Below are 24,704 nucleotides of genomic sequence, written 5' to 3'. Positions count from 1 at the left end.
GGCTGAGAGTCACCGGGCTGGGTACGCCAGGATGATCCATCGCGCTGCTGCGACTCCTCTACCTCACACTTACCAACGTGTTCGCTCTCCTACGGCTCCTGCCGATGAGCGACACTGACAAGAACGTCGAGATTCTCACCCTGCGCCACCAACTGGCCGTCCTTCAACGCCAGGTCGCCAAACCCCGGCTCATCCCGCCCAACCGCATATTCCTCGCCACCCTGCTCCACCGACTCCCCCGCACCACACTCCAGCGACTTCATCTGATCGTCTCCCCCGACACGGTCCTCCGCCGGCACCGCGACCTCTTACGCCGCCGCCACGCCAACGCCTCCCGCCCCAAACGGCCAGGACGGCCACCCACCCACCGCACCATCCAAACCCCCATCCTGCGCATGGCCCGAGAAAACCCGAGCTGGGCATACAGAACAATCCACGGCGAACTCGCCACCCTCAGGATCAAATCAGCCCCCTCCACGGTATGGGAGATCCTCCAGCACAACGGCATCGATCCCGCACCCCAGCGCGACCGCCAGACCTGGACCACCTTCCCCCGCGGCCAAGCACACGCAATACCTGCCGCCGACTTCTTCGAAACCCGGACGCCGACCGGAGCACGCCTGTACATCTTCGCCGTCATCGAACACGCCACGCGGCGTATCCGCGTCCCCGGCGCAACCCCCCACCCCACCACAGACTGGACCACACAACTCGCCCGGAACCTCGCCATGGACCTCCACGAGGAAGGCGCGACGGTGAAGCACCTGATCCGTGACCGCGACAGCAGATACACGGATGCCTTCAACGCTGCACTCGAAGACGAAGACCTCGCAATCATCAAGACCGGTATCCGCGTACCCCGCATGAACGCAGTAATGGAACGCTGGATCCGCTCCTGCAGAACCGAACCCCTCGACCGCACCCTCATCTGGAACCAAGCGCACCTCCTCCACGCGCTCCGCGCATACGAAACCTTCTACAACCAGCACCGACCCCACCGCACCCTCCACGCCACAGCACCCCTGCGCCCACTCCCCCATCCCCTCACCAATCCCGAACAGCCCAACCGCCTCGACATCCGACGGAAGGACCAACTCGGCGGCACTCTCCACACCTACGAACATGCCGCCTGACCAGCTCGGATGTAATAATCGGCACCCACACTGCCGCAGGGAGCTCCTGGACCGGACCTTGATCTGGAACCAGCGACACCTCCTCCACGCCCTGCGCGAGTACGAATCCTTCTACAACGCACACCGCCCGCACAGGGCCCTGAAGCAAGCCGCCCCATGCCGCCCGCTACCCCCAGGAATACCAACACGCGGCCTGACCTGCACGGATGATGTATCGGCACCCGCAGCGCTGTCGACCTAGCAGGTCACCCAAGCGAGCCGCCCAGCCTGCTCGCCACCCCGGACGGACGGCGCAGTTCCCACACCGCGTCAAAGCTGGTGGTAGCCGGTGTTCGCGCGGCCGCCGTTCTCGGCCCGTGCCTCTGCGGTCCCGTCGACTTCCACGCCTCCGTGCACACTCCCTTGAACGGTCAGACCGGTGTTGGCTTGCGAGCCCACCCCGACCGCGGTAGCCGGACCGGTGTTCGCGATCCGCACCGCCCCGTCACGGCCCGATATCAGAGCCAGGACCCCGGTTCCCAGGGCCACGACGCCCACCAGCGCCGAGACGATCCCGGCGACCTGGTTGGCCCGGTCCCAGCTCAGAAAGCAGAAGACCCCGGCCAGCACCGCCACCGCCAGTCCCGTCAGGCTGGCCACCAGTCGCTGCCGTGCGCTCATCGGCCTATCTCCTCCTCGTCGTCGTATCCAAGCCGGTGTGCTGCCGCTGTCCCCGCTTGGGCCGTGTGCCCAGGGTCGGTCCCCGGACGTTTTGGGGTGATCAGTCGAGTCAGAAGTTCCACGGTCTCCGGCGCAATGTCGGGCAGGCAAGCGACCACCTCCTGCAAAGGGCCGATGTCGAGTGCCTCGGCCAGGAGCACACGCCCGTCGAGGATGTCCCGACACTTTCTCGCCGTGGACGTCAACGTCTTGACCCGTTGTCCGGGGTCCTTGAGCGTGCGGGCCGCGTTGACGGCTTCTCGCCCGACAACTTCGGCCTGGTCCCGGCACCCCGCGCGGCTCAGGGCACGGGCGACGCCCGTCAGTGCCGTCACGCGTCGGCCGAGGTCCTTGAGCGTACGGGCGAGCTCGGCGGCCGCCTGGGCGAAACCGACGGCCTGCTCGTGGTGCCCGTCGTGGGTCAGCACCTCGGCGGCGGTCGCCAGCGTTCGGGCGCGCCAGTTCGGATCCCCCGCCTCGTGGGCGAGGTCGACGGCTGTCCGGGAGAGTTCAACGGCCTCCTGCCGGTACCCTGCTCGGGCCATGGTCCTGATTATGACGGTCAGAGCCCTGCCCCGGCTGGTCGACCGGGTGATGCCCAGGGCGAGGTCGACTGCTTGCCGGTGACATCCCGCGTGGGCCAGGGCCGTGGCGACGGCTGCCTGTGCCTTGGCCTTCCGGTCGGGGGCGTCAACTGTTCCTATGAGTTCGATCGCTTCCCTGGGATGCCCCGCGTGCGCAATCACAACGGCAACGGCACCATAGCCCCATCCAGCAAGTCGGGTTCGGTGACCATTCGTGCGATGTCAATCGCTTCCCGATAGCGTCCGGTGCGCGCCATGGCCCTCGCGGCGAGCGTGAGGGCCCTCGCAGGTTGACCGGACCCTTTGGATTCGTGGGCGAGCATGGCCGCTGTGTGGGCAAGTTCAGCTGCCTGCTCGTGACGTCCCGTGAGTGTCACGGCCTCGGCGACGACCCCCAGCAGTGCGGCCTTCGGCCCGAGGACGGTCCCGCCGCGGGCAAGCTCTGCCGCCTCGTCGGCGAGTTCGACTGCCTGCTGACCAGCACCGGCGTGGGCCATGAGCGCGACGACAGCCGCCAGGGTGTTCGCGCGCCGGTCGGTGTCGGCCATGGCGCGGGCGAGTTCCGCGGCCAATGCATGGTGCCCCTTCCGGGCCACAGCCCGGGCAGCGACCGTGAGCGCTCTGTCCCGTTCGTCATGGTTGACGATGCCGCGAGCTAGGCGAGCGGCTTCGTCGGCAAGTTCGGTGGCCTGCCGGTGGAATCCACTCAGGGCCAACTTCTTGGCTATGGCGCCCAGAACTTTGGCCTGTCGGTCCGGGTCAGAGATGCCGCGGGCGCGTTCGGCTGCTTGCTCTTGGTCCTTCGCGAAATGGTCGCCCTCGACGGCCTCGGCCGGGATCCGGGCTTGCCAGCCCGAGCGCGTGAGGAGTGGGGGCGTACACATTGGCCTGCTCATCGTCCGCGGCTTCGGCAGCAGCGGCGGACAGCGAGCCCAGGACTCCGTTCCGCCGTTCGGGGGCGACGATGCCTCGGGCAAGCTCCACGGCTTGCTCGGGGCGCCCCGACTGGGCCAGTGCCCTGGCCGCGGAAGCGAGAACTCCGACCTGCCGGTCGGGGTCGGCGATGCCGCGGGCGAGTTCGGCGGCCTGTCGGGGGGCTCCGCTCCTGGCCACCGCACCGACGATGGCCGCGAGGGCGTCGTCGCGCCGGTCGGGCCTGGCAATGTTCCGGGCGATGTCTGCGGCTTGCTGAGGGTATCCGGCGCCGCAGAGGGCATCGGCGACGTCCCGTAGTTCCCTGGCGTCCTGGACAGGGCTCAGGAGTTGGCGGGCCACCGACCCTACGACTGACGCGGTGTTGTGGTCTGCTCTCCCTCCGAAGAGGATCCGTCTGACGAGGTCGGGAATCTGTCGCGAACCATGGGCCACCTGGGTCAGCGTGAGGGCACGTCGTACATGCCCTGCGATCGCCCAGGTCTCGATGACGTCGTCGGGGATACTGACGACATGCCCGCGGATCTCGTCGCGGCGGTGAGCCAGCAGCACACACGCCTGCAGGTCTGGGTCGGTGGCGGCCCGGTGGAGACGGATGGCGTCGGCGATCTCGGCTAGCGCCTCGGTGTCGGAGCCCGTGGTCTCCCACAATCTCTCGTGCCGCACCGCATCGGTCGCCAGTGCGGTGAGACGAGTGGTGCCGCCAGATTACGCAGCATCTGCGGGTAGCCGACGAGGGCGTATTCCGGTGTGTCGGGTGGCCAGCTGGCCTCGTGCCAGGCGTCGGTGAAGGCGTGCACCCGCGCGCGGTACCTCTCCAGCGCCGCCCGGGAGATGCCCTTCACAGCGCCCTGTTGCAGCTCTTGGTGGGCGAAGGAGAACAGATGCACCGGTTGATCGCCGGGGGCCGGCCATTGGGCCGGCCGGTGCTGGAAGGACCGGCCCAATGACCCCTCGTGTTTTGCACTTTTGGGATCACCGGGTCGGTGAACGGGTGTGCGTTGATGCGCTCGATCGGGTGGCGCGGGGCCGTACTGCTCATGGAATGTGACGGAGAGACAGAAGCATCGGCGGTGTCTGTTTCACCCAGTTGAGAGTGATCCGCCGATGCTTCCAGTGGGCACGATACCGCCGTCCCTATCCGCTTTGCCGGCTGTCTGCCGTTCCTGCTTCACCGCTCCGACGTTCCGCACGTTCTGCGTTCCGCTGACCGGGCTGATCGCGCAGACTCGCCGCCGCACAGTGTGCGAGATGTTGCTGGACACGGGATTGGAGCGGGTGTGGCACCACGCCCGGTGTCACCGACTGTTCTCCACCACCCGCTGGTCGCCCGACGAGGCCGGCCCGGCCCTGGCGGCTTTTAGTCGTGGCACGCCTTCTCCCGGACGGTGCACCGCTGCAGGTCGCGGTCGACGACACCCTGTTCAAACGGTCGGGAAAGAAGATGTTCGGCGCGGCCTGGCAGCACGACGGCGCCGCGAAAGGGCCGCGCCCGGCCGGCTTCGGCAACTGCTGGATCGTCGCCGGGATCGTGGTGACCGTGCCGTTCCTGACCCGGCCGGTGTGCCTGCCGGTCCTGGCCCGCCTGTGGCGCCCCAGACACACCGGAAAGATCCCCCTGGCCCGCGAGATGACCGAACTGCTCCCCGCCCACTTCCCCGACCGCACCCTGCACACAGTTGGAGATGCCGCCTACGTCGGCGAGCACCTGCGCGGCCTCAGCCCCCAGACCACCTGGACCAGCCGGCTGAAGGTCACCTCCGCGCCGCACCAACTCCCGCCCCCACGCACGGGCAAGAAAGGACGCCCGCGCACCCGGGGCCCACGCCTGGGGACACCCACCGATCTCTCCCAGCTGCTGGACTGGCACCGAACCAAGGTCCGCCGCTACGGACACATCGACACCGTGTTCCTCGCCGAGCACACCTGCCTGTGATACGGCTCCTCTCACACCCAGCCCATCAGAGTTGTTCTGGTCTGGGACAGCAACTGCGGGCCCCGCACCACCCGGGACCGCGGCTACGGCGCCGCCCAGGTCACCACCGACCTCACCACACCGGCCGAACAGATCGTGGAACGCCACGCGTCCCGCTGGGCGATCGAGACCGCCTTCTTCGACGCCCGGCAGACCCTCGGCGTCGGCGAGGCCCGCAACCGCACCCGCCTCGCAGTGGAACGCACCATCCCCTTCGGTCTGCTCGCCTGCACCGTGGTCACCACCTGGTACGCGCTGGCCGGCCACCAGCCCGCCGACGCCGACGAGCACCGCGCCAGAGCCCGCTGGTACACCACCAAAACCCAGCCCTCCTTCGAGAACATGACAGCCAAGCTCCGCCGCACGATCATCGCCCACCGTTTTCGCGGCCCACACCCCCACCAGGCACAACCCGAAGAAATCCAGGCCGTCCTCACAGCCTGGGCCACCGCCGGAACCTGATCACTCAAGACAGCGAAACAGAGCGTGTCTGAAAGATCGTGTAAGTCCGTGATGTGACAGGCTGGCCTGGGCCTGGGCTTGGATCTGGGCCTTGACCAGCTGGGACGGACGGACATGAACGACCATGGGATTCCGGCTGTCGAGCCGGTCGGAGACGAGCTGGTGGACGAGGTCGTCGAGCGGCTGATGGACCGCGCTGACGCCTCGGGTGTGGCCCTGCTGGGTGATGGCGGGCTGCTGACGGAGGTCACACGGGCCGTGCTGGAGCGGGCTCTGGACGCGGAGATGACCGAACACCTCGGCTATGAGAAGCACGATCCGGCGGGCCGTGGGTCGGGCAACAGCCGCAACGGCACCTCGTCGAAGACGGTGCTGACCGATGCCGGGGCCGTCACGGTGGCGGTGCCCCGGGACCGTGACGGGTCCTTCGAGCCGCAGCTGGTGCCCAAGCACGCCAGGCGGCTGGCGGGGTTCAACGAGCGGATTCTGTCGCTGTATGCACGGGGCATGAGCGTGCGCGACATCCGCTCCCACCTGGCCGGCGTGTACGGCGTCGAGGTCTCACCGGACCTGATCAGCAAGGTCACCGATGCCGTCACCGACGAACTCGACGCCTGGCAGACCCGGCCCCTGGACGCCATCTGGCCGATCATCTATATCGACGCGCTGTGGGTGAAGATCCGCTCCGGGTCGGTGGTCTCCCGGCCGGTCTACGTGGCTGTCGGGGTGGACATGGACGGCTGCAAGGATTTGCTCGGCCTGTGGGCCGGAGATGAGGGCGAAGGCGCCACCACGTGGATGACCGTGCTGTCCGAGCTCCGCAACCGCGGGGTCGAGGACGTGTGCATCGTCGCCTGCGACGGGCTGAAAGGCCTGCCCGACGCGGTCACCGCGACCTGGCCCAAAGCCACCGTCCAGACCTGCGTGATCCACTTGATCCGTGCCTCGCTCAGGTTCGCCGCCAAGCAGCATCACGCACGGTTGGTACCGGAGTTGAAGGCCATCTACACCGCATCGACCGAGCAGGCCGCCGAGCAGGCCCTCGCTGATTTCGCGGCAGGCGAGCTGGGCCAGCGGTATCCCGCGATCGTGCGGACCTGGCAGTCCGCGTGGAGTGAGTTCACCCCGTACCTGGCTTTCCCGCCCGAGATAAGGAAGGTCGTTTACTCGACGAACCTGATCGAATCGATCAACGCACGGCTACGGAAAGCCACCCGCAACCGCGGGCACTTCCCCTCCGAGCAGGCCGCGCTGAAGGTGCTCTACCTCGCCGTCCGCGAGCAGATCACCCCCAAAGTGCGCGATATCAACCACGTCGCGGCACACTGGAAGAAGGCACTGAACCAGTTCTCACTCTTCTTCGAGGACCGGCTCAACACCATGTGAAACTCAAGGACTTACACAAAGTTCCGTACACGCCCGGGTGACACAGGTTTCCGGCACCCTGTGCCGTTCAGAAACGCGTCACTGCTGGTCATGCTGCGTACCTGTACTCATTGATCAGGCCGCCAAGGACACGGGTCCGGAGCAGCCGTCGTGGGGTATTCAGCTCGGTCAGCGGCGCAGTGTGGTGATCGGCGAGGGGAGGTAGTTGCTCTCGGGCCTGATGCGGTCGATGTCCGTTGTAGTGTCCGGCGTAGGTGCTGAGAACAGGAAGAGCGTGGCGCTCGCTCCAGAGCAACAGGTGGTCGAGTGCCTCGCGCCGCAGTGTCCCGATGCCCCTCTCGCAGTGTGCGTTCATCCGCGGGGACTGCGGGGCGATCTTGACGGTTTCGATGCCCTCAGCTTCGAAGACGGCGTCGAAGGACTCGGTGTATTCGCCGTCCCGGTCGCGGATCAAGAAGCGCAACGACTCTAGGCGCACGCCCACCTCAAGAGGGGGTTGCGGGCCTGTTGGGCCGTCCACTGTGCGGTCGGATGCGCGGTTACGCCTGCGATGTGGAGGCGGCGTGTGCCGTGCTCGAGGAGGACCAGCGCGTGTACCCGGCGAAGATCCACCAGGTCGACGCGCAGGAAGTCACAGGCAACGATGGCCTCGGCCTGGGATGTCAGGAACTCACGCCATGTCGGCCCGCCGCAGCGGGGAGCCGGGTCGATACCGGCTGCGGTCAAGATCTTCCATACCGTAGAGGCGCCGATCCCGTGGCCCAGCCGGGCGAGCTCCCCTGGATCCTGCGGCACCCTGGCGGGTTCTCCCGTGCCAGCCGCAGCACCAACTCCTTCACAGTTTCCGCTATCGCTGGCCGGCCCGGCCTGCTCCGGCACTCGCTGTAGTCCCACCTGCGTGCAACGAGACGTCGATGCCAGCCGAGCAACGTCCCTGGTGTCACAGGGAACATCTCCGCCCAGCGACGCCGGGGTATCCAGCAAGGACAACGCCGCGAACCACAACCGGTCCACCCACTGGTACCGCACTCGACTCGCAGGTTGCCTGCGCAGCACCGCATTCTCGTGCCGGAGCACGAGCAACTCAGCGTCTCTGGCCGTCTGCCGACGCAGCAACACCGCTGGGACCGAGAGAAGCTTCCGCGTGACCTGATACACCAGTGACACGATCACCTGGACATGGTCCCAGCGCGCCCGCAGATCCCACCAGGCCGCCTACGACCTGCAGCGACGCATTTCTGAACGGCACAGGACTGACCACATCCTGCTCACCTGCGGCGATGACTTTTCGAGCGGCACAGCCTCAAGTGACCTATTTGCCGGTCGGTCTAACGCTGACCGAGGCCGCGTCTGATCGCGATCTCGACCGGTGAGTAGGCCCCGTCCTCCCGCGCGAGCCGGAGCGGCTGGGCCGGGGCGAGCTTCGGCTGGCCCAGGAAGCGCGGACTCGTTCCGCGGTGCGGTTGGCCGGCGTGCACCAGGAACGGGTGGCAGAGATAGACGTCCCCGGCCTTGCCCGTGGCGTACGCGAGCGGGCGATGCCCGGTGGCGGCCGCTGCGCGCCGGGCAAGCTCCCTGGCGTCCAGGCCCGTCTCGCCCTCGGGCTCCAGCACCCGTGCGGCGTCCAGATGGGAGCCGACGCGGATGCGGGTGGGCGCGTCGCCCTCGCCCACGTCCGAGAACAGGAAGAACATCCGCAGCGCGCAGTCCCGGGACTCCACGTTCGCCCGCCAGCGCATGTAGTCGGTGGACCCGGCGTCCAGATCCTCGCCGGGAAAGCTGGCATCGATGTGCCAGCCGTCGACAATGGCCGGTTCGCCGCCAGGAAAACGGACCACGAAACCGCCCAGCGCCTCACGTGACGCCCAGCGCCCCTGGCCCACGAGGACGTCGAACGCGGCATGCAGCAGCGGCGAGTCGGCCGCTGTCTTGAACGGCGCTTCCGCACGGTCCCCGAGTCCTGCCACCGGCCGCGGCCAGGTGGCCGGATCGTCGGGGTCGGCGTCCATGGCCCGCCAGATGAGCTCGCGGCACTCGGCCGCCGTCTCCCGGGAGAATGCGCCGTCGATACGGACGAAGCCGTCCTCGATGAATGCGTTCACCTGCGCGTCGCCGAACATGATCCCACCATGCCCGGCGGCCAGCGTCCGTCGCCAGCCGATTTCCAGTCCGCCGCGGCCCACTCCGGTCTCATATGGGCATATCAGAGCAGGTCCACGCGCTGGCGCTGCAGGCGTACGACCGGATGATCGGCCTCGCCCTGGCCGAGATCTCCGTGGACGGCTGCATCACGAAGGCTCCCTCGGGCGGCGAGAAAGCCGGACGCTCTCCGGTCGACCGAGACAAGCAGGGGCTGAAGCGATCAGTCGCCTCCGACGCGGCCGGGGTCTCTCTCCGAAGGCGCCAACCGGCACGACTCGCCACTGCTCGGCCCCACCCTCGAAGCAAGGAAGGCCCAGGTAGGAGCACTCCCGGAGCAAGTGAACGTCAATCTCGACCGGAGCTACGGCAGTGCCAGGACCCGTTCCTTGCTCGATGAGTTCGGCTTGACCGCCGAGATCGCCCGTAAGGGCGTGCCTGCACCGATCCAGGCCCAGCAAGCGGTGGGGGGTCGAACGTTCCCAGAAAAGGACCCGTCCCGACGGGCGCCTCGCCGCGCGGCCCACCCATCCTTGTGGATGAGCGGCTACGGCAAGCTTCGGCGCTGCACCGAGAAGAGCGGCAACACCGTGGACTTCTACCTCAATCTCGCCGCCGCTTTCGTCACGCTCCGCATGCTCATCCGACGCTCGACGACCCGCTACCGCTGGGACGACCTCCCCACAACCCAACGCCTCAAGTGATCCATTTGCCGGTCGGTCTTATCACTTATCTGCCCACGGTCCTCCACCAGTCCCAGCTGGCCACCGCTGCCTCTCCTCAGATGGCCATGAGGACCCCCGGCAGCTGATGGCCGCGAGGCCAAGCTCCTGGGTGATAACGCCGCTATCACCCAGGAGACAGGTACATCCGTGCAGGCGTAGCACATACCGCCCTTACCGTCGGGGCTCCTACGAGGAACGCCGAAGGGCGCTGGGCCGAACTCTTCCTGGCACCCTTGCGGACGTGCCGGAGTTCGAGGAGGGTCACGAGCAGTGCCCCCGTGTCCGGGCGTACCAGGGCGAAGGTGTCCCGTCGGCCCGCCCACTCCGCGGGGCTGTAGCTGGTGGTGTGCGGTGAGTCGCGGGTCTGGGCGACCGTCACGGCCTCCTCGCTCCTGAATAGGGGTCTGCGCTGCAGTTGGGTGGGTGGGTGTTCCTGTCGCGAGGTGTCCGGGCTGTGGACCACGGTCTGTTCCGTTGGCACGGCTTCCCCTTTATGTCTTGGGGCGTACGTGCCTTGGGCGCCTTCGTGCCCTGGTGCCTCGGCGCGCTGTGGGGTTCCAGAACGTGGCCACCTGCGATGACCTGTGTGTCTACGCCGCTCGCTCGTACTCGTTGATAAGGCCTCCGAGAATCGGTCGGCGCTTGATCCGCTCGTGCGAGAGGTCGGCGATGGGATGGTCAGGTCGTGGCGGGCACAGCCGTTGTCCGCGGTGAGGCCGCCGCCCGTTGTAGTGGTGGGCGTACTCGTCCAGCACGGTGCGCAAGTGGTGCCGACCGAAGATGAGCATCCGGTCGGTGACCTCGGATCGAACGGTGCGCACGAACCTCTCGGCGTACGCATTCGCTCGCGGGCTTTGAGGCGGGATCTTCACAGCCTCGATGCCCGCTCCAGCCACGGCGAGCATGGACGAGGCCTGCGTACGGAGGAAGTGCCGCCATGTGGTGTCGGTCTGCCGCTGGGGTGCTGGGGGTATCTTCAAGCGCTTGAGGACTCTGCGGATCGTCGAAGCGCCCACGCGATGGCCGAGCTTGAGGAGCTCGCCCTGGATGCGTTGGTATCCCCATGAGCCGTTTTCCAGGGCAAGTTGTTCGATGAGCGTGGCGATCGCCTCGTCGATCGGCGGGCGGGCGGCGTGGTTCGGGTACGTCCACCTCTGTGCCACCAGTCGGCGGTGCCACCGCAGAACCGTGTCGGGCGCGACCAGACAGTGTTGTCGCAACGCCCTGGGCAGCTGTCGGATCAGAGCTGCGAGGTAGGCGCGGTCGGCCCGGTCAAAGCGTGGCTTGGGGTTCGTGCGGCGCAGTACCGCGACCTCGTGCCGCAGGACCAGTAGCTCGATGTCCTTGGACCTGGAAGAACGGCTGAGCTGCACAAGCCGGCCGAGCAGCCGGGGGAGGATCAGATAGAGCAGACGTAGCCACACAGTCTGAGAGCATTCCCGGCCGCGATGCTCTATCCACCGCTGCTGGTCACGCAGCCAGCCGAGTTCTGGAACCCCACAAGCACAAGGGATCACCCGTTCGGAACCGACACGAATGGAGCCGCGGAGAAGGAGATCAGCTGTCCGTGGACAGGGAGGTCTCGTGTCCGCCTACAAGGATCTTGGAATGTCCACTGTCAGCGCCATCGGCGCATGTCACGTATGAAAGCACGTAATTTTACCCTATGCATCGTGGCCCCTCATGAAACACCCTGGGAATCGACGCTATGCCAGTTCCTCTCCGAGGCGAAACAGCGTCGATGACGCGCTACAGAACTAACCTTTGCCCTCTACCGAAAGCCTCAAGACGAGCTGTCGGGCATCACGACTCGTCACCCAAGCCAACCGCCACAAGCAACATCCTGAGAATCCGCCCAAAAGATCATTACAGATGCCAACCGGTGGACCAATTGGCTACGTCACTCGACGGATGTGACTCTCGACCGATGAGAACAATCGACAGCCCGCCTTCCCTTGACTGCTGTTCCTCACCCCCTGATCGCGACGATGACCCTGCGTGACGGAGGCTTCACCCGCGTCCAGGCGCAAGGCGTATATGGCCGACCAAGATAAAGAATTTCCAACTCGTCGACCTGTAAAGGGCGCAGTCAGCATCTTCGCTGGAATGGAAGGGGGGCCGATGAGCAACTCGGCGTCGCACCTTCTGGATCGAAATGCTGAGCTGATTCGAGTGGAGAGTCTCCTGGACGATACCGCTCGCGGAGTCTCCGGTCTGCTCGTCGTCCGGGGGCTCGCCGGTACCGGGCGGACCACCATGCTGAGCAGAGGCTGCCAATCGGCACGTCATCGAGGTTTTGTGGTCCTGTCGGCGTGCGCCGGCCCGTGCGATCGTGACTTCGCTCTCGGTATCGTCCGGCAGCTCTTGGAACCGGTGTGCTACGCCCCCTCGGGGCCGGGCCGGGACGCGCTGCTGGGGGGCGCGGTCGCCGAGGCGATACAGGTGCTCGGGGCAGAGGGCCTGGATGGCAAGGGAGACGTGAGCCGTGGCGAGTTGCAGACGTTGCTTCGCTTGGTGGCCATGGTCGCTGTGCGCCGGCCTGTGCTCGTCGCGGTCGATGATCTGCAATGGGCCGACGTACCGTCGTTGCATTGGCTGAATTGGTTGCTCTGCCCGGGCAAGGACCTGCCTGTCGCCGGGCTGATCAGTATCAGCGACAGTGAACGGAGCGCCGATACCTCTGTGATCGACGAGATCCTGAGCTGCGCCCAGCAGCTGCGGCTGGGTCCGTTGACCGAGGTAAGTACTGGGTTCCTGGCAGAGGCTTTCCTGGGCGCTGCCCCTGACGAGGAGTTCGTGCAGGCCTGTCACGTGGCAACGGGCGGCAACCCGGCCACCGTCCGCACGCTGCTCGCCGCACTGGCTGATGACGGGCTGAAGCCGACGGCCGCGGTGGCGCCCACGCTTCGGGATCTTGATGTACCCCAGTTGCTTCCTTCGCTGTACTCCCGAATGCGTCGTGTATCGCCGTATGCCCTGAGCGTGGCCAGGGCGGTTGCGGTGCTGGGCGATCAAGCCCGTCTCGATTGGGCTGCGGCGATAGCGGGTGTGGAGGGCGCCGTCGCGGCAGAGGTGGTGTCTTCGCTGACCCGGACGGGTGTGCTCAGTGGCACAACTGATGCACTGACCTTCACCTGCACGTTGGCGAGAACAGCACTGCTGGGTGACTTCGCAGAAGTCGACAGGGCCGTTGCCCACTCCCGTGCGGCTCGCCTGCTGTACCAGGACGCGGCATCGGCGGAGAGTGTCGCCTCCCACCTCCTGCAGAGCCCGGCCCTGGATGCCCCCTGGGCCTGCGACGTCCTCCGTGCCGCAGCCCGGACAGCAATGATCGAGGGCAGGCAGAGGACCGCCGTCTTGTACCTTCGCCGGTTGCTCCGCGGTTCGCTCGACAACCGTCGTCGTGCGACCGCTCTGATCTCGCTCGGCCGTACGGAGCTGGGAGTCGAGGTTCCCTCAGCTGTGGAGCACCTCGTGAGCGGTCTGGAAAAGCTGGACGACCCACGTATGTGGGTCGAGACCGCCCGCACGGTTTCCCAGGCGCTGGGGCTGACCGCCGGATACGACACGGGTATCGCTCTGCTGAAAGAAGCAAGGGCCAAGATCGGGCATGAATACCCGAGCCAGGCCGTCGATTGTGAGAGCGATCTCGTCGCCCTCGAGGTCTCTCAGATCTCCAGCGCTGGGGACGGGTGTGCGCGGCTGGCCAACCTTGAGTCGGTGGACCGCGCCGGGGAGCCTGCACAGACTGTCACTGCCTTGCGCAGCTATCAGGCAAGCCAGCTCGGCGAGTCGGCTGAGACGACGGTACATCTTGCTGAACTAGCCCTGGCCGGAGGGAAATTGGGTGACGGAGCCCTGCCGCCCGCTCTCGCGTTGCTCGCGCTGATCCGCGCGGACGCGCTGGGGTCGGCTCTGCACCACTGCGACGACGGTCTTCGGGACGCTCAGTGCGGGGCGTTTCCCCCGATGCTCGCCGTAATGCGGTCCCTGCGTGCGCAGGTCGCGCTGCGGCTCGGCCGGGTAACGGACGCATGGGCCGACGCTCAAGCGGCCGTGGAGTGCTTCGACAGCTTGGGACTGGGACTTGTGCCCGGCGCGGTCAGCTGGGCCGTTGCTCCCCTCGTGGAAGCTCTTGTCGAACGAGGCGAGTTCTCCAACGCCCTCGCATTGCTCCAGGCCAGAGGGCTCGCCGGACCCCTGCCCGAATCGTTGCCGGCCACCTACGTGCTCTACAGCCGAGGCCGGCTGCATACGGCCCTGGGAGACGCTCGGCGGGGCCGCGAAGATCTGCTGCTGTGCGGGAGATGGTGGCACGCGTTGGGGGCACGTAGTCCCTCGGTCGGCCCCTGGCGTTCGGAGGCAGCCCTGGCTGTCGCGGCGCTTGGTGACGGCCCGGAAGCCTGTCGGCTGGCTGAGGAGGAACTGGAGCTTGCGCGGCGATGGGGGACACCCGGCGTGGTTGGCAGGGCCATGCGTGCCGTCGGCGCTCTGACCGGTGGACGCATGGGCATGGAATTGCTGACGGCGTCGGTGGACGTGCTGGAAGGCTCTCCCGCCCGGCTCGAGCTGGCCCGGGCGCTCGGCGACCTCGGCGCAGCCCTCCGCCATTCGGGAAGGAACTCACACGCTCGCGAGCGGCTCCACTCTGCGCTCGACCTCGCCCGCGGCTGCGGGGCCGACGCACTCAGCGATCGACTCCGCGACGAGCTACGCGCCGCCGGCGGCCGTAGCCGTTGCGATCAGGGTGCACGCACGGCCGGGCTGACCCCCGCCGAGACCCGTGTCGCCATGCTGGCGGCGCGGGGACATACCAACCGGGACATCGCCAAAGCCCTCCACATCACCCAGCGAGCCGTTGAGTTTCATCTCACCAACGTCTACCGAAAGATGCGCATCGGCGGGCGCTCCGAACTTGGCGCGCTGGGCACATGCGTAGATTGACTCCGGGACACCGCCGGCCGACACCGTCGGCCACAGGGCCGCGGCCAGGTGGACGGTGTCCTCGGCGAACCCGAACCGGTGCCCACGATCGCCCGTGCGTTGTCATCGCCGCCGGTGCCGGTCAGTCCGGCCGCGAAGAAGTGCCGCTGCGAGGTGCGTTCGGTGGGCGACCACGATCGCTCAGCCTATGGAGAGCCCACCTCGCGACAGCGCGAGGTTAAGTCTTCGGTGCCGTCCGTAGGGCCACTCCGGCGCCGCGGGGACATCCTCGCTGAAAGGTCCTGGTGATGCCGCACACCGCTGCCGAGGACCCCGTGCCACAGGGCCTGACCCGGACCCATCGTTCTTCCCCCGAAAGCCCTGCGGCGCACCCCACCTGAACACCAGTGAAGGAGAACAACATGATGACGGACGACGTGCTCGACCTGGTCGCCTCCGAGACTGCCGACGAGGAGCTGTGGGCCAGCGAGCTTCCCGAGCAGACCGCCGGGTGCTGCAAGGGCACCGCCAGTACGGAGAGCTCCCTCAGCACCCCGATCCTGAGCCTCTTCGCCTGCGTGGCCTGCATCGGCTCGGCCTGCTGACCCACATCAGGTGATCCCGTGCCGCTAGGCCGGGATACGACCGGAGGGCTCATGAGAGCCCTCCGGCTCCGGGGGCCGACGGCATACCGGCCACCTCCCACACAAGGATCATCACGACCGCGAGGGACATCCCGCATCATGGCAGCCGATTCCACGAGCCCTTCGAGGGACGCCGAGCGTCAGACCCGTGCCGAGCACCACGATCACATCGACGGCATTGGCCCGGCGACTCCGCTCCGGTTTGTTGCGGATGTCCAGCTACTGGAGGGGCCGGACAGCCGGCCCATGCTGTTCAACGGGGAGAACCAGAGCTACATGCTGCTCGGCCGCGGTGCCGCGGCGCTGGTCCCCGCTCTGCGCAGGGGCACGACGCTCGCCGAACTGGTCGACCTGGTGGGGCGGACGTCCGACCTGCCGGATCAGGAACTCGAACGGCGGCTGCGCGCCGTACTGGAGGAGATGCGGCATGCGAACCTCTTCGACGGGCTCACGGCTCGGCGGATGGACAGGGGATCACGGCTGGCGCGCAGCCTGCTGAGGGTTCCCCAGTTCCGTGTGCGCCTGTCGAGGCGAAGTGCGGACGAGCTGTTCAAGCTGCTCGCCCGGCCGATGCACGCCGGTCCCGTCCGTCGGTACCTTCTGCCCGTGCTGTGGACCGGCGGCCCCTTGGTCTACCTGTTCGCGGCCTGGACCGTGCTCGGGGGCGGACCGACCGCACCGCCTGCGGGGCTCACCCTGTTGGTGATCTTCCTGGTAACCATTCTCCAGCTGTTCTTCCACGAGGCGGCCCACGGAGTGTGCTGCCGGTACTACGGCGTTCCGGTACGCGAGGTCGGCGTATCGATGTGGTACTACATCATGCCGGTCACCTATGTCGATCACAGTGACACCTACCGGCTGCCCCGACGCTGGCCCAGGGTGGCGATCAGCCTCGCTGGACCGCTTGCCGATATGTACTTCTGCGGCGTGATCGCGCTCTTCGTATATCAGGACCAGGGCGGCATCACCGAGCAGGTGTGGCGAGCGGTGCTGCTGGTGCAGTGCCTCACTCTGTTGCTGAACTTCAACCCACTCCTGCCCACTGACGGGATTCACGCGGTGGAAGCGGCGACGGGCCAGGTGAACCTGCGGGGCCGGTCGATCTCGTACGTCCTGCACCGGATCCTGCGCCGTCCGCTGCCCTCCGGCCTCAGTCTGACGGGCGTCCGCTACGGGCGCTTGCTGGCCTGGAGCTACGGGGTGGCCTGTCTGCTGTATCTCCTGGTCATGATCGCTGCGACCGGCTATCTGCTGTCGATGCTCGTCCGGATGGTTGCCGGATCATGACTGCGACACTTCCCCCGCTGCGAGGTCCGGTATCGGCCGACGGAGCCGGCCCTCGGGAGGACGGCTTCGACCCCGTTGAGGTCCTGACTCCCATGGTGCTCCGCTGCTGCGCCATCCCCGTCGAGGAGATCGACCTGCTCGCCGCTCCCCGCACCACCGAGGCGCTCACCGCCGCGCAGCGGGCGCACGAGTCTGCGCTGTCCGCTGCGGAGCTGCTGACCACCCGTCTCTATGAGCTCATCCCCCTGCTCCGGGAGGACCGCGTGCGACGCTCGGCGATCCGCCTGAGGCGGGATGTGTTCAACGACCGGTTCACCGACCGCACCCACGCCGACACCGAACGGCTCATTCCGGAGCTGTCGGCCGAGACCGCCGGCCTGCTGCATCGATGGGTCCGGCGGCAGCAGAGGTACCGGAGCCGTATGACTCTGGCCGAGGGCCGGCTGCGCGTGGAAGCCGAGGCATCAGGGGCCTGTCTGGCTGCCGCGTTCGCCAGGCCGGACCGGCTGCCCGGTCTGGCGGTCGCCTCGCCCGTGCTCGCCGGCAGACTCGCCGACGGCAAGGCGGGAGACCTGACGCTGGGCGGTCGCTCCGCCCGCTCCCTCGCTTCCTACCTGTCCAGAGCAGCGGTGAAGACCAGTCCCTTCGGCCAGTTCGCCACGCTGACGACTGCCCGGTTCGGGCCCCAGCCCCCGGGCGGGCGCACGAACCGGGCCGCAGAACAGCCGTCGGCAACCATCGCGCTGTCCCGTGCCGTGGCCGTACTCGTCCTGCACGCACTGGCCGTGAATCCCGCGACGGCGGGGCTCCTGGGTGATCCGGTGCCGGTCCGGGTGACCCGCACGGGGGACGGCGCGTTGGCCATCCGCCGGGCGTGGACCGTCGGGGACACGATGCTGTTCACCTACGAGTGGGTGGATGTGCGCCGGGACATCGGCCTGCTCACCGATGCCGATGCGCTGCGGGCGCTGCGCGACGAGGATCCCGCGGCCCTGCGGAGGCTGCTGGGCCTGGGGCTGGCCGCGGTGCGCACGCCATGGTGCCACGACGGCACGCGGTACTTTGCCGCGCTGGCGGATGCGCTGAACGCCGGGGCTGATGGCGGTCCGGCGGCGGGCACCTGCCGTCGGCTGGCCGAGCTGGAAGCCGGTTTCGCCGGGGCCGACGCCGCTCAGCGCAGCCGAAGCGATCGGCAAGTCCGTGCCGAGGTAAGGGCGTTGGTGGAGGAAGTCGGCGCGCCCGCACCGGCGTGGCTGGACACCGTGCACCTGTGGCATGAGGCGGCCGAGTCACCGCACGGAGAAGTCCGGCTGCCGCGGAGTGTGCAGGACGACCTCGCGGCCGTGTCCCGCCAACGATTCCAACAGGCGCATGTATCCGTGCTGTACCGCCGCATGGCAGAGGCGTTCGAGCAGCGGTACGGGAGCGGGGGCCGCTGCGACGACGTGCTGGGGTTTCTGGCGCATTTTCTCCGAGGCCCCCGCGCGGCAGTCCACCTGTCACAGGCGCCGCTGGACGACGCGCGTACCGGGGCCGCCGACCAGGAACTGCAGGGTGGCCACGGCACCCTGGGCCCGGTCACCGCCGTGGTGTACGCCCAGCTTGCCGCGCGGCGGGAGCCGGACCTGGCCGCCGGGGACTACCGGCTCGTGGTCAACCAGCTGGGCGGGGGCGGGTGGGGCGTCAACGCGCGCTGGCTCGGGCTGGGGGCCCTGGGCCGGGAGCTGACTGACAGCCTCCCGCGGTGGCTGGCCACCGCCCACCCCGGTTGCCGTCTGATGCAGCTGTCCGTGGGCAGCGAGATCTGCGACCTGCAACTCGCGCCGACCTCGCTGCTGCCCGCCCTGGACTGGAACGGACAGCTGGCTGATGCGGCGTCCGAGCCGATCGCGTCGTTCACCCTGCACCATGACCCGTACACCCGTACCTTGCAGCTCGCGGACCGCGGTGGCGCACCGGTGGCCTTGTGCTATCCAGGTGTCGTTCCGCCTCATCTGCTGTCGCCGCTGCCACGCCTGCTGATCCTGCTGAGCGACCCCTGGTGGATCCCACCGATCAGCCCGCACTCGCGCGGTGAGGGGCGGGCGGCAGCCGCCGGGCCTTCCTCGGCCTCCCGCGGAGCGGCCGACGTGCGGTACCGACCACGGACCGAGACGGGGCGGATCGTGCTGCACCGGGCCGAGTGGGAGATGGACTCCGCTCAGGTACCCCGGCCGGAGCCGGGTCAGCGGCTCCAGGCGGCGCATCTGCTGCGGCTGCGCGAGTGGTTCATGGCCAGAGGCATTCCGTGCGAGGGCTTCGTCCGGCCCCAAGGCGGGGTGTTCGGCCCCCAGTCCGGGAAACCGATCTGGTTCAGCCTCGACCATCCGCACAGCGTGGCCGCGGGATTGCTGCCGTTGCTGTCCCGTCAGGCGGTGATACGCGTCGTCGAGGCGCTGCCATCCCGTGAGCAGCACTGGGCCACGGGGCCGGACGGCCGTCACCACGCTCTGGAACTGACCGCCATGACCAGGGTCGGACCGAAGGCGGGGGGCAGACGTTGACCAGGAACTGGCTGTACTACCGGGTAGCGGCTCCCGGCTCCGACCCGACCGCGCCCGTGATCGCCGGCCTGCTGCCCCGGCTGGTGGCGCGGCTGCACGGCGACGATCCCCAGGGGCAGTGGTTCTTCCTGCGCTTCACCGACTGGCTGGGGCCCCATGTGCGCATCCGATTCCTTTCCACGCCCGCTGTGAACGACGCCATCGAGCGGGAGATCACGGAAGCATCCTGGGCGCAGAAGTTTGCCACCGTCCTCGACTACTACGAGCCCGAGACCGCCAAGTACCCCGGACCGGCCGGAGTGGCATCCGCGGAGAAGGTCTTCCACGCCTCGAGCGAATGTGTGCTCACCCTGCTCGACGGCGCCGGCACGGTCACCCCCCGTACCCTCCTGCCGCTGGTGACACGGCATCTGGGACAGGTAGCGCACATGCTGCCGCCCGAGCAACGGGTGTCATTCCTGTTCCACTACTGGTGCTACTGGACGGCTGGTCTGGGCATCGCGCAGCGCACAGCGATTGGCGAGCGTGCCGTGGGCAGTGCGGCCGCGGTGTGGGCGACGGCGAACGCCCTGCGTCTCCCCGAGCGGGCTCGCGACCCGTGGCAGCACTACCTGTCCGCGCTGCGCACGACCGCGACCGACCAGCGAGGGAACAGTTCCGCACCGAGCAACCACCAGGTGTTCCACCACGCACATCTCATGCACAACCGGCTGGGGGCCTGGCCCGTCATGGAAGCCCTCGCGGCGAGGATCCTGCATCTTCGGCTCGTGGCCTGCCCCCCTGGTAACGGGAGGACCGATGACGACCACGGCTGGTGAACGGACCGTCCCTTCGGCGGAGCAGCCGGAGGTCGCAGCGCGCCTGGAACACATGGTGTCTCCGTTCGGGGGCCTGATCGGCGCAGTGACGCGGCTGGCCGATATGCCGGGGGAGCCGGCGATGCCGATCTTCACGGCAAGCCTCGGGGATCCCGCCGAAGTCGTCGAGGGGGTCGCGCTGTGGCAGCGCCGGCTTCGGGTGCCCACGGCGAACAGCATGGACGGGGCAGGCGGTGACCTCGACCCCCGGACCGGTCGCTGGCTGTCGATCGCCGAGGCGCTCGAGCGGTACTGTTCCCTCGTCTGCCGTCCGGAGCAACTCATCACGGCCACCGCCGAGGAGCTCGGCCACGAGGCCGTCGATCTGGCGGAACTGCCACAGCTGTCGGAGCGCGAACTGGCCATGGCGGGCCAGACGCTGGTCCCGCCGGACCCGGCCGCCCCCAGGCGCTGGGTGCGCGGAATCCGGCTCCGGGACGCGAAGCCGACATGGCTCCCGGCGATGTACGTGTGGCTGTACCTCACCGCCGAGTCCCGGGCCGAGATGATCACGCACGGGATCTCCACCGGTTGCGCCGGGCACACCGATGCACGGACCGCACTGGTGAAAGGTTTGTGCGAAGCGGTGGAACGGGATGCCGTCGCGTTGGTGTGGCTGCAGATGCTGACCTTGCCCCGGCTGGACTGCACGGACGCCGCACCTGAGCTCCGAGAGCTTCTGGAGCGTCACGAAGAGCACCCCGGATTCCGGATGCACCTGTTCGACGCGACCACCGATATCGGTCTGCCCACCGTCTACGCGGTGCGGGTGGCCCAGCACAGCACCTGCACCCACACAGTCGTGGCGGCCTCGACGGAATTCGACCCGACCCGTGCAGCCGTCAAGGCGATCCGGGAGACGATCTCATGCCGACTGGCGTTCGAGAGGCTGCCGGAGGATCACTCCGACGTCGCCGACTTCCAGAGCGCGTGCGCCGGTGGGCAGTACATGGCGCACGCAAGCCGGGCCCACGCCTTCGACTTCCTCCTCGACTCGCCGCACAGCAGGCCGATCGCCCACCTGCCCCGTATACCGGCCGCTGACCCGGCCCAGCAGCTCGCGGCGGTGCTCGACCGACTGGAGGCCGCGGGGTTCGACGCGTACGCGGTCGACCTGACCACCGACGAGGCGCGGGAGGCCGGGGTGACCGTGGTGCGGACCCTGGTGCCCGGACTGCAACCGCTGTCCTTCGTCCACCGCAGCCGATACCTCGGCCATCCGCGACTGTACGACGCTCCGCGACGTATGGGCTTCCCGGTGCGATCCGAGGGTGACATCAATCCCTGGCCCCAGCCGTTCGCATAAGGGGGAATGACATGTCCGCCATACCGTCTTGGGTCGTGGTGCACACCGGTGACTTCGGCGCTGCGGTGGCAGCCGAGGTACGCCATCGGCTTCCCGGTGCCGACGCGGTCCACGCCGACGCGTTCCCCGGGCCCCAGTGCCCCCCGGGCGGGCTGATTCTCCTCGCGACCAACCGGCCCCGCGTCGATGTGGAACTGACCGTGGACCGATGGGCGATGGAGCAGGAGTGCCTTCTGATTCCGGTGGCACTCGAGCATCCGTTTCTGCGCATCGGCCCCGTCCTCGGGCCGCGCGCCCACGCCACCCTCGACTGCTACCGGCGGCGGGTGCGCCAGCACAGCCGCGACCGCGAGGTGCGCCGGATGGCGGAGGAGCAGTATGCCGCCGAGACCGCCCTCCAGCCCCACGGCTACCTTCCGACGCTGGTCACGCTCGCGGTGAGCACGGTGCTCGATCTCGGCAGGCGGCTGGCGGACGGCGTGGACGACGAGTTGCAGAAGGTGCGGCTGCTGGATGTCTACACCTTGAGCACCCGCTGCAGCCGCCTGGTAGGCCGGCACGGCAACGCCCGCTCGGCTCCGGTGTACGCGGAGGCGGAACGGTCCTACCGCGCGCTCCTTCCCGTCGTGCGGGACGTCGCGGAGATGAGAGGAGCGCGGTGACCATGACACCGGACCCGGCCGCCGACACCCGCGAATCGCCCGCCGTCCACGGGATGTTGCCTGCCCGCGCACCAGCGGTACCGCGGCTGCCCAGGCTGCTCCCAGGCCTGGCCAAGCTCACGTTGGCAGACGCATATCTGGTCGAGGGGGCGGCCCAGAACCAGGTGTTCCGCGGCCGGGCCGCCACGGGTCTGCTTCCCCGCCTGGTGGAGGTGCTGGACGGCACGCGTGACGTGGCCCGGCTCGCCGAGCACCTCCAGGTGCCGGAAGGGCACATCCGGAACGCGGTGGCGTTGCTGCACACCCGGGGACTGCTGGAAGATGGGGCGGATCCGGCAGCACCTGCCGGCCCCGTGCCCTTGTGGCTGGGCCGGGCCCTGGGAACCACCCGGCAGCACCGCAGCGCGGCTGCGATGCTCGCGCGGCTGGCCGACGCAAGGGTCGGCATCCTGGGCGACCCTGATCTCGGCACGCGGCTGTTGCACCACCTCCACGGACTCGGGGTGCAGGCTGAGCTGTCGCCGTCGGAGCCCGTGCCGGACGGCAACGGGATGGCGCTGGTCGTCGCGGTCGCCGCCGCGCCGGAGCCGGTGCCGTGGTTCACCTCGGTCGACGCACACTGGCGACGGCGCGCGCCGTGGCTGAGGGTCCTGCTCGACGGTTCCGTGATCGAGATCGGGCCGCGCTTCGATGCGCGGGTGACCCCCGAGTACCGGCTGTGGCAGGAGAGCAGGCTGCCGAAACCCTCCGGTGGTGAGGGCTCACCTTTCACCGACGCAGCGCTGTCCGTGGCCGCAACCGAAGTCCTGCATCTGGTGGCGGGAATCGGCAGCCCGCAGACACTGCGCAGCAGACTCCGATTCGACCTGGAACGGTGGGAGACACAGCAGCTGCCCGTCACCCTTCCGCCGTGTCCGGTCGGAACCGGCAAGGCCGGAAACCCTCAGCGCGTTTCCACGGCCGGCGCGTTCGAGCATCTGGCCCGGCCCTGGCCCGACGATCTCGACCCAGGGGCCGGAAGAGCCCAGGAACGGGCCTCCGGAGAACGGCAGTGGAAGAAGGGGTACTTCGCGCACCGCCGTGATGCGCTGCCCGATGCCGTCCCCGCGTGCCCCCCGGCCGTGAGCGAGCCGGCCCGGGATACGTACCGTCTGTCCGCTGTACTGCGCTCCGTGCCGGGCGTGCGGGGTGAGGACGACGGACCGGTGCCCCGCGCTTCGGCTGCGGATGACGCCGCATCGCCTCACTGCTATCTCATAACCCTTGGAGCGTCGGGCCTGTCTGCGGGTGTCCGCTACTACGACCCGGACGAGCACGCACTGGTGACGTTGACAGAGTTCAGCCGTGAGAAGGCGCGCCAGGCGCGTCAGGCGCTCGGCACGGCGGAAGACGTGTTGGTCGTCCTGACCGGGGAAATGACCCACGTCAGACCCGGCGGTCTCGCGCCCGCCCTGCGCACGGGCATGATCGATGCGGGGGAGGCGGTGCACCGCATCGCACGGACGGCCACCTCCGTGGGGTGGCGGGCTGCACTCAGTGAGCAGGCTCCCTTCCTCAGGGTGAGTCGACTGCTGGGGATGGACCCTGCCCGCGAACCGGTCCTGGCGGTCGTGGGCCTGGCCGGTACCGAGCAGCCGTCAGTGTCGGTGGCGCCCGGCGGCAGCACCAGGAATCTCAGCGGCGGTGCCGATGCGGCGGACGGTGCGGACGAGTGGGCCGAACGCCCGGTGGAGGCGGATCCGCAGAGTCTCAGTGCACTGGTCACCGATCTCGTGACCGAGCTGCATGAGAACGCACCCGCACCGACGCCGGAAGCTCCCGGGCCATTGCTCGGCATGTCTCTCCTGCCCCGCGAGGTGACCGTCGGGGGGCGGCGGCAGCCCGCCCGTCACCGAGCCGGATCGGTTGCCCTGACGGGCGAGGTGCTGGTGGGCCTGCTGGCGAGGGCCTCTCAGGCGTCCAGCCAGGGCTGGCCGGACGCCGAACAGGTCCCGTTGTCCTTCGTCGTGCTGGTGTACTGCGTCGCCGGACTCGAAGCCGGGGTCTACCGTTACGGCCCCCTCCCCACCGAGCGAATTCTGCGGGTGCCCGGTGCTCTTCCTCCCACCACCCTGGCGCCATGGACCGGCCGTGCCGACGCATCCGCGCTCGTGACGGTTGTGGGGCCGTTGCCCCGAGCCGTCAGTCGGAACGGCGCCCACGGATACCGGCGATTGCTGCTGCGCAGCTCGGCAGCTGTGGCAGAGGCGTCACTCGTAGCGGCTGAACGGGATCTGGCGGCGTATCACGTGGCCGGTGCGCCGCCCGAGTATGTCCGGCAGTGGGCAGAAGTCGACCCGGGCACGGCCGTCCCACTGACCGCCCTGGCGGTCGGCCCTTCGCTGAGGAACGGGGGAACTCACCGTGAAGCGGCAGCAGGCGGCAACTGAAGACGGACAGCTCGACG

18 protein-coding genes and 2 pseudogenes are annotated in these 24,704 nt (G+C 68.4%); 13 read left to right on the top strand and 7 right to left on the bottom strand.

Annotated elements, in window-relative coordinates; genetic code table 11:
• Positions 1 to 89: 89 nt before the first annotated feature.
• On the bottom strand, positions 90 to 263 hold the full coding sequence (locus tag AC4BEG_RS28900) for a hypothetical protein (RefSeq protein ID WP_490707343.1): 174 nt from the start codon (positions 261 to 263) through the stop codon (positions 90 to 92).
• On the opposite strand from AC4BEG_RS28900, the gene AC4BEG_RS28895 reads away from it, so the two are divergent.
• A complete protein-coding gene (locus tag AC4BEG_RS28895) occupies positions 192 to 1,133 on the top strand; it encodes an integrase core domain-containing protein (protein ID WP_490707240.1) in 942 nt (313 codons plus the stop codon). The genes AC4BEG_RS28900 and AC4BEG_RS28895 overlap by 72 nt on opposite strands.
• 309 nt (positions 1,134 to 1,442) lie before the next feature.
• Here the strand turns inward: AC4BEG_RS28895 and AC4BEG_RS28890 are convergent, their stop codons facing one another.
• The 3 genes from AC4BEG_RS28890 to AC4BEG_RS28880 all read right to left on the bottom strand — a co-directional run bounded on the left by AC4BEG_RS28890 (position 1,443) and on the right by AC4BEG_RS28880 (position 3,312).
• Entirely contained in the window at positions 1,443 to 1,793 is a 351-nt protein-coding gene (locus tag AC4BEG_RS28890; RefSeq protein ID WP_490702651.1) for a hypothetical protein, read from the bottom strand.
• On the bottom strand, positions 1,790 to 2,377 hold the full coding sequence (locus tag AC4BEG_RS28885; RefSeq protein WP_490702650.1) for a hypothetical protein: 588 nt from the start codon (positions 2,375 to 2,377) through the stop codon (positions 1,790 to 1,792). The genes AC4BEG_RS28890 and AC4BEG_RS28885 overlap by 4 nt, the downstream gene beginning before the upstream one ends.
• A 197-nt stretch (positions 2,378 to 2,574) precedes the next feature.
• A complete protein-coding gene (locus AC4BEG_RS28880; protein WP_490702649.1) occupies positions 2,575 to 3,312 on the bottom strand; it encodes a hypothetical protein in 738 nt (245 codons plus the stop codon).
• Positions 3,313 to 4,715: 1,403 nt separating this feature from the next.
• Between AC4BEG_RS28880 and AC4BEG_RS28875 the strand changes: the two genes are divergently transcribed.
• The 3 genes from AC4BEG_RS28875 (at position 4,716) to AC4BEG_RS28865 (ending at position 7,172) form a co-directional block, all read left to right on the top strand.
• Positions 4,716 to 5,285 (top strand): transposase, encoded by a 570-nt coding sequence (locus AC4BEG_RS28875; RefSeq protein WP_490702648.1) that lies wholly within the window; start codon positions 4,716 to 4,718, stop codon positions 5,283 to 5,285.
• A 135-nt stretch (positions 5,286 to 5,420) separates the two neighbouring features.
• Positions 5,421 to 5,786 carry a hypothetical protein gene (locus AC4BEG_RS28870; protein WP_490702647.1) on the top strand — a complete coding sequence of 122 codons (366 nt, stop codon included), beginning with the start codon at positions 5,421 to 5,423 and terminating at the stop codon, positions 5,784 to 5,786.
• A gap of 114 nt (positions 5,787 to 5,900) precedes the next feature.
• The gene (locus AC4BEG_RS28865) at positions 5,901 to 7,172 is read left to right on the top strand and encodes an IS256 family transposase (protein ID WP_490702646.1); all 1,272 of its coding nucleotides are present in this window, start codon (positions 5,901 to 5,903) and stop codon (positions 7,170 to 7,172) included.
• An 88-nt stretch (positions 7,173 to 7,260) separates the two neighbouring features.
• Here the strand turns inward: AC4BEG_RS28865 and AC4BEG_RS28860 are convergent.
• A pseudogene (locus AC4BEG_RS28860) lies at positions 7,261 to 8,345 on the bottom strand (integrase core domain-containing protein).
• A gap of 155 nt (positions 8,346 to 8,500) precedes the next feature.
• Complete coding sequence (locus AC4BEG_RS28855) at positions 8,501 to 9,292, bottom strand: phytanoyl-CoA dioxygenase family protein (RefSeq protein WP_490702645.1); 792 nt, start codon at positions 9,290 to 9,292, stop codon at positions 8,501 to 8,503.
• Between the two features lie 77 nt (positions 9,293 to 9,369).
• Here AC4BEG_RS28855 and AC4BEG_RS28850 point away from each other — a divergent pair.
• Positions 9,370 to 10,015, top strand: a pseudogene (locus AC4BEG_RS28850) (transposase family protein); the annotation flags it as partial.
• Positions 10,016 to 10,626: 611 nt separating this feature from the next.
• Here the strand turns inward: AC4BEG_RS28850 and AC4BEG_RS28845 are convergent.
• Positions 10,627 to 11,460 (bottom strand): integrase core domain-containing protein, encoded by an 834-nt coding sequence (locus tag AC4BEG_RS28845; RefSeq protein ID WP_490702644.1) that lies wholly within the window; start codon positions 11,458 to 11,460, stop codon positions 10,627 to 10,629.
• Between the two features lie 697 nt (positions 11,461 to 12,157).
• On the opposite strand from AC4BEG_RS28845, the gene AC4BEG_RS28840 reads away from it, so the two are divergent.
• From AC4BEG_RS28840 to AC4BEG_RS28805, 8 genes are all read left to right on the top strand, one after another.
• Positions 12,158 to 14,980 carry an AAA family ATPase gene (locus AC4BEG_RS28840; RefSeq protein ID WP_490702643.1) on the top strand — a complete coding sequence of 941 codons (2,823 nt, stop codon included), beginning with the start codon at positions 12,158 to 12,160 and terminating at the stop codon, positions 14,978 to 14,980.
• Between the two features lie 401 nt (positions 14,981 to 15,381).
• Entirely contained in the window at positions 15,382 to 15,564 is a 183-nt protein-coding gene (locus tag AC4BEG_RS28835; RefSeq protein WP_490702642.1) for a hypothetical protein, read from the top strand.
• A gap of 138 nt (positions 15,565 to 15,702) precedes the next feature.
• Positions 15,703 to 16,890 (top strand): M50 family metallopeptidase, encoded by a 1,188-nt coding sequence (locus AC4BEG_RS28830; RefSeq protein ID WP_490702641.1) that lies wholly within the window; start codon positions 15,703 to 15,705, stop codon positions 16,888 to 16,890.
• Complete coding sequence (locus tag AC4BEG_RS28825; protein ID WP_490702640.1) at positions 16,887 to 19,433, top strand: hypothetical protein; 2,547 nt, start codon at positions 16,887 to 16,889, stop codon at positions 19,431 to 19,433. The genes AC4BEG_RS28830 and AC4BEG_RS28825 overlap by 4 nt, the downstream gene beginning before the upstream one ends.
• A complete protein-coding gene (locus tag AC4BEG_RS28820) occupies positions 19,430 to 20,251 on the top strand; it encodes a thiopeptide-type bacteriocin biosynthesis protein (RefSeq protein WP_490702639.1) in 822 nt (273 codons plus the stop codon). The genes AC4BEG_RS28825 and AC4BEG_RS28820 overlap by 4 nt, the downstream gene beginning before the upstream one ends.
• The gene (locus AC4BEG_RS28815; protein ID WP_490702638.1) at positions 20,232 to 21,596 is read left to right on the top strand and encodes a YcaO-like family protein; all 1,365 of its coding nucleotides are present in this window, start codon (positions 20,232 to 20,234) and stop codon (positions 21,594 to 21,596) included. The genes AC4BEG_RS28820 and AC4BEG_RS28815 overlap by 20 nt, the downstream gene beginning before the upstream one ends.
• An 11-nt stretch (positions 21,597 to 21,607) precedes the next feature.
• A complete protein-coding gene (locus tag AC4BEG_RS28810) occupies positions 21,608 to 22,258 on the top strand; it encodes a hypothetical protein (protein ID WP_490702637.1) in 651 nt (216 codons plus the stop codon).
• Entirely contained in the window at positions 22,255 to 24,687 is a 2,433-nt protein-coding gene (locus tag AC4BEG_RS28805) for a nitroreductase family protein (RefSeq protein ID WP_490702636.1), read from the top strand. The genes AC4BEG_RS28810 and AC4BEG_RS28805 overlap by 4 nt, the downstream gene beginning before the upstream one ends.
• Positions 24,688 to 24,704 lie beyond the last annotated feature (17 nt).

The sequence above is a fragment of the Streptomyces sp. JLBJ103 genome (assembly GCF_058215575.1).
The sequence above is the reverse complement of the archived record's forward strand: the minus strand, read 5'-3'. Positions and strand labels throughout refer to the sequence as shown.

Bases quoted from the DNA above. Each gene is read 5' to 3' on its own strand.
- AC4BEG_RS28900 (WP_490707343.1), bottom strand. From the start codon at position 263: ATGAAGTCGCTGGAGTGTGGTGCGGGGGAGTCGGTGGAGCAGGGTGGC.
- AC4BEG_RS28890 (WP_490702651.1), bottom strand. From the start codon at position 1,793: ATGAGCGCACGGCAGCGACTGGTGGCCAGCCTGACGGGACTGGCGGTG.
- AC4BEG_RS28885 (WP_490702650.1), bottom strand. From the start codon at position 2,377: ATGGCCCGAGCAGGGTACCGGCAGGAGGCCGTTGAACTCTCCCGGACA.
- AC4BEG_RS28880 (WP_490702649.1), bottom strand. From the start codon at position 3,312: ATGAGCAGGCCAATGTGTACGCCCCCACTCCTCACGCGCTCGGGCTGG.
- AC4BEG_RS28865 (WP_490702646.1), top strand. From the start codon at position 5,901: ATGAACGACCATGGGATTCCGGCTGTCGAGCCGGTCGGAGACGAGCTG.
- AC4BEG_RS28855 (WP_490702645.1), bottom strand. From the start codon at position 9,292: ATGTTCGGCGACGCGCAGGTGAACGCATTCATCGAGGACGGCTTCGTC.
- AC4BEG_RS28840 (WP_490702643.1), top strand. From the start codon at position 12,158: ATGAGCAACTCGGCGTCGCACCTTCTGGATCGAAATGCTGAGCTGATT.
- AC4BEG_RS28835 (WP_490702642.1), top strand. From the start codon at position 15,382: ATGATGACGGACGACGTGCTCGACCTGGTCGCCTCCGAGACTGCCGAC.
- AC4BEG_RS28830 (WP_490702641.1), top strand. From the start codon at position 15,703: ATGGCAGCCGATTCCACGAGCCCTTCGAGGGACGCCGAGCGTCAGACC.
- AC4BEG_RS28825 (WP_490702640.1), top strand. From the start codon at position 16,887: ATGACTGCGACACTTCCCCCGCTGCGAGGTCCGGTATCGGCCGACGGA.
- AC4BEG_RS28815 (WP_490702638.1), top strand. From the start codon at position 20,232: ATGACGACCACGGCTGGTGAACGGACCGTCCCTTCGGCGGAGCAGCCG.
- AC4BEG_RS28810 (WP_490702637.1), top strand. From the start codon at position 21,608: ATGTCCGCCATACCGTCTTGGGTCGTGGTGCACACCGGTGACTTCGGC.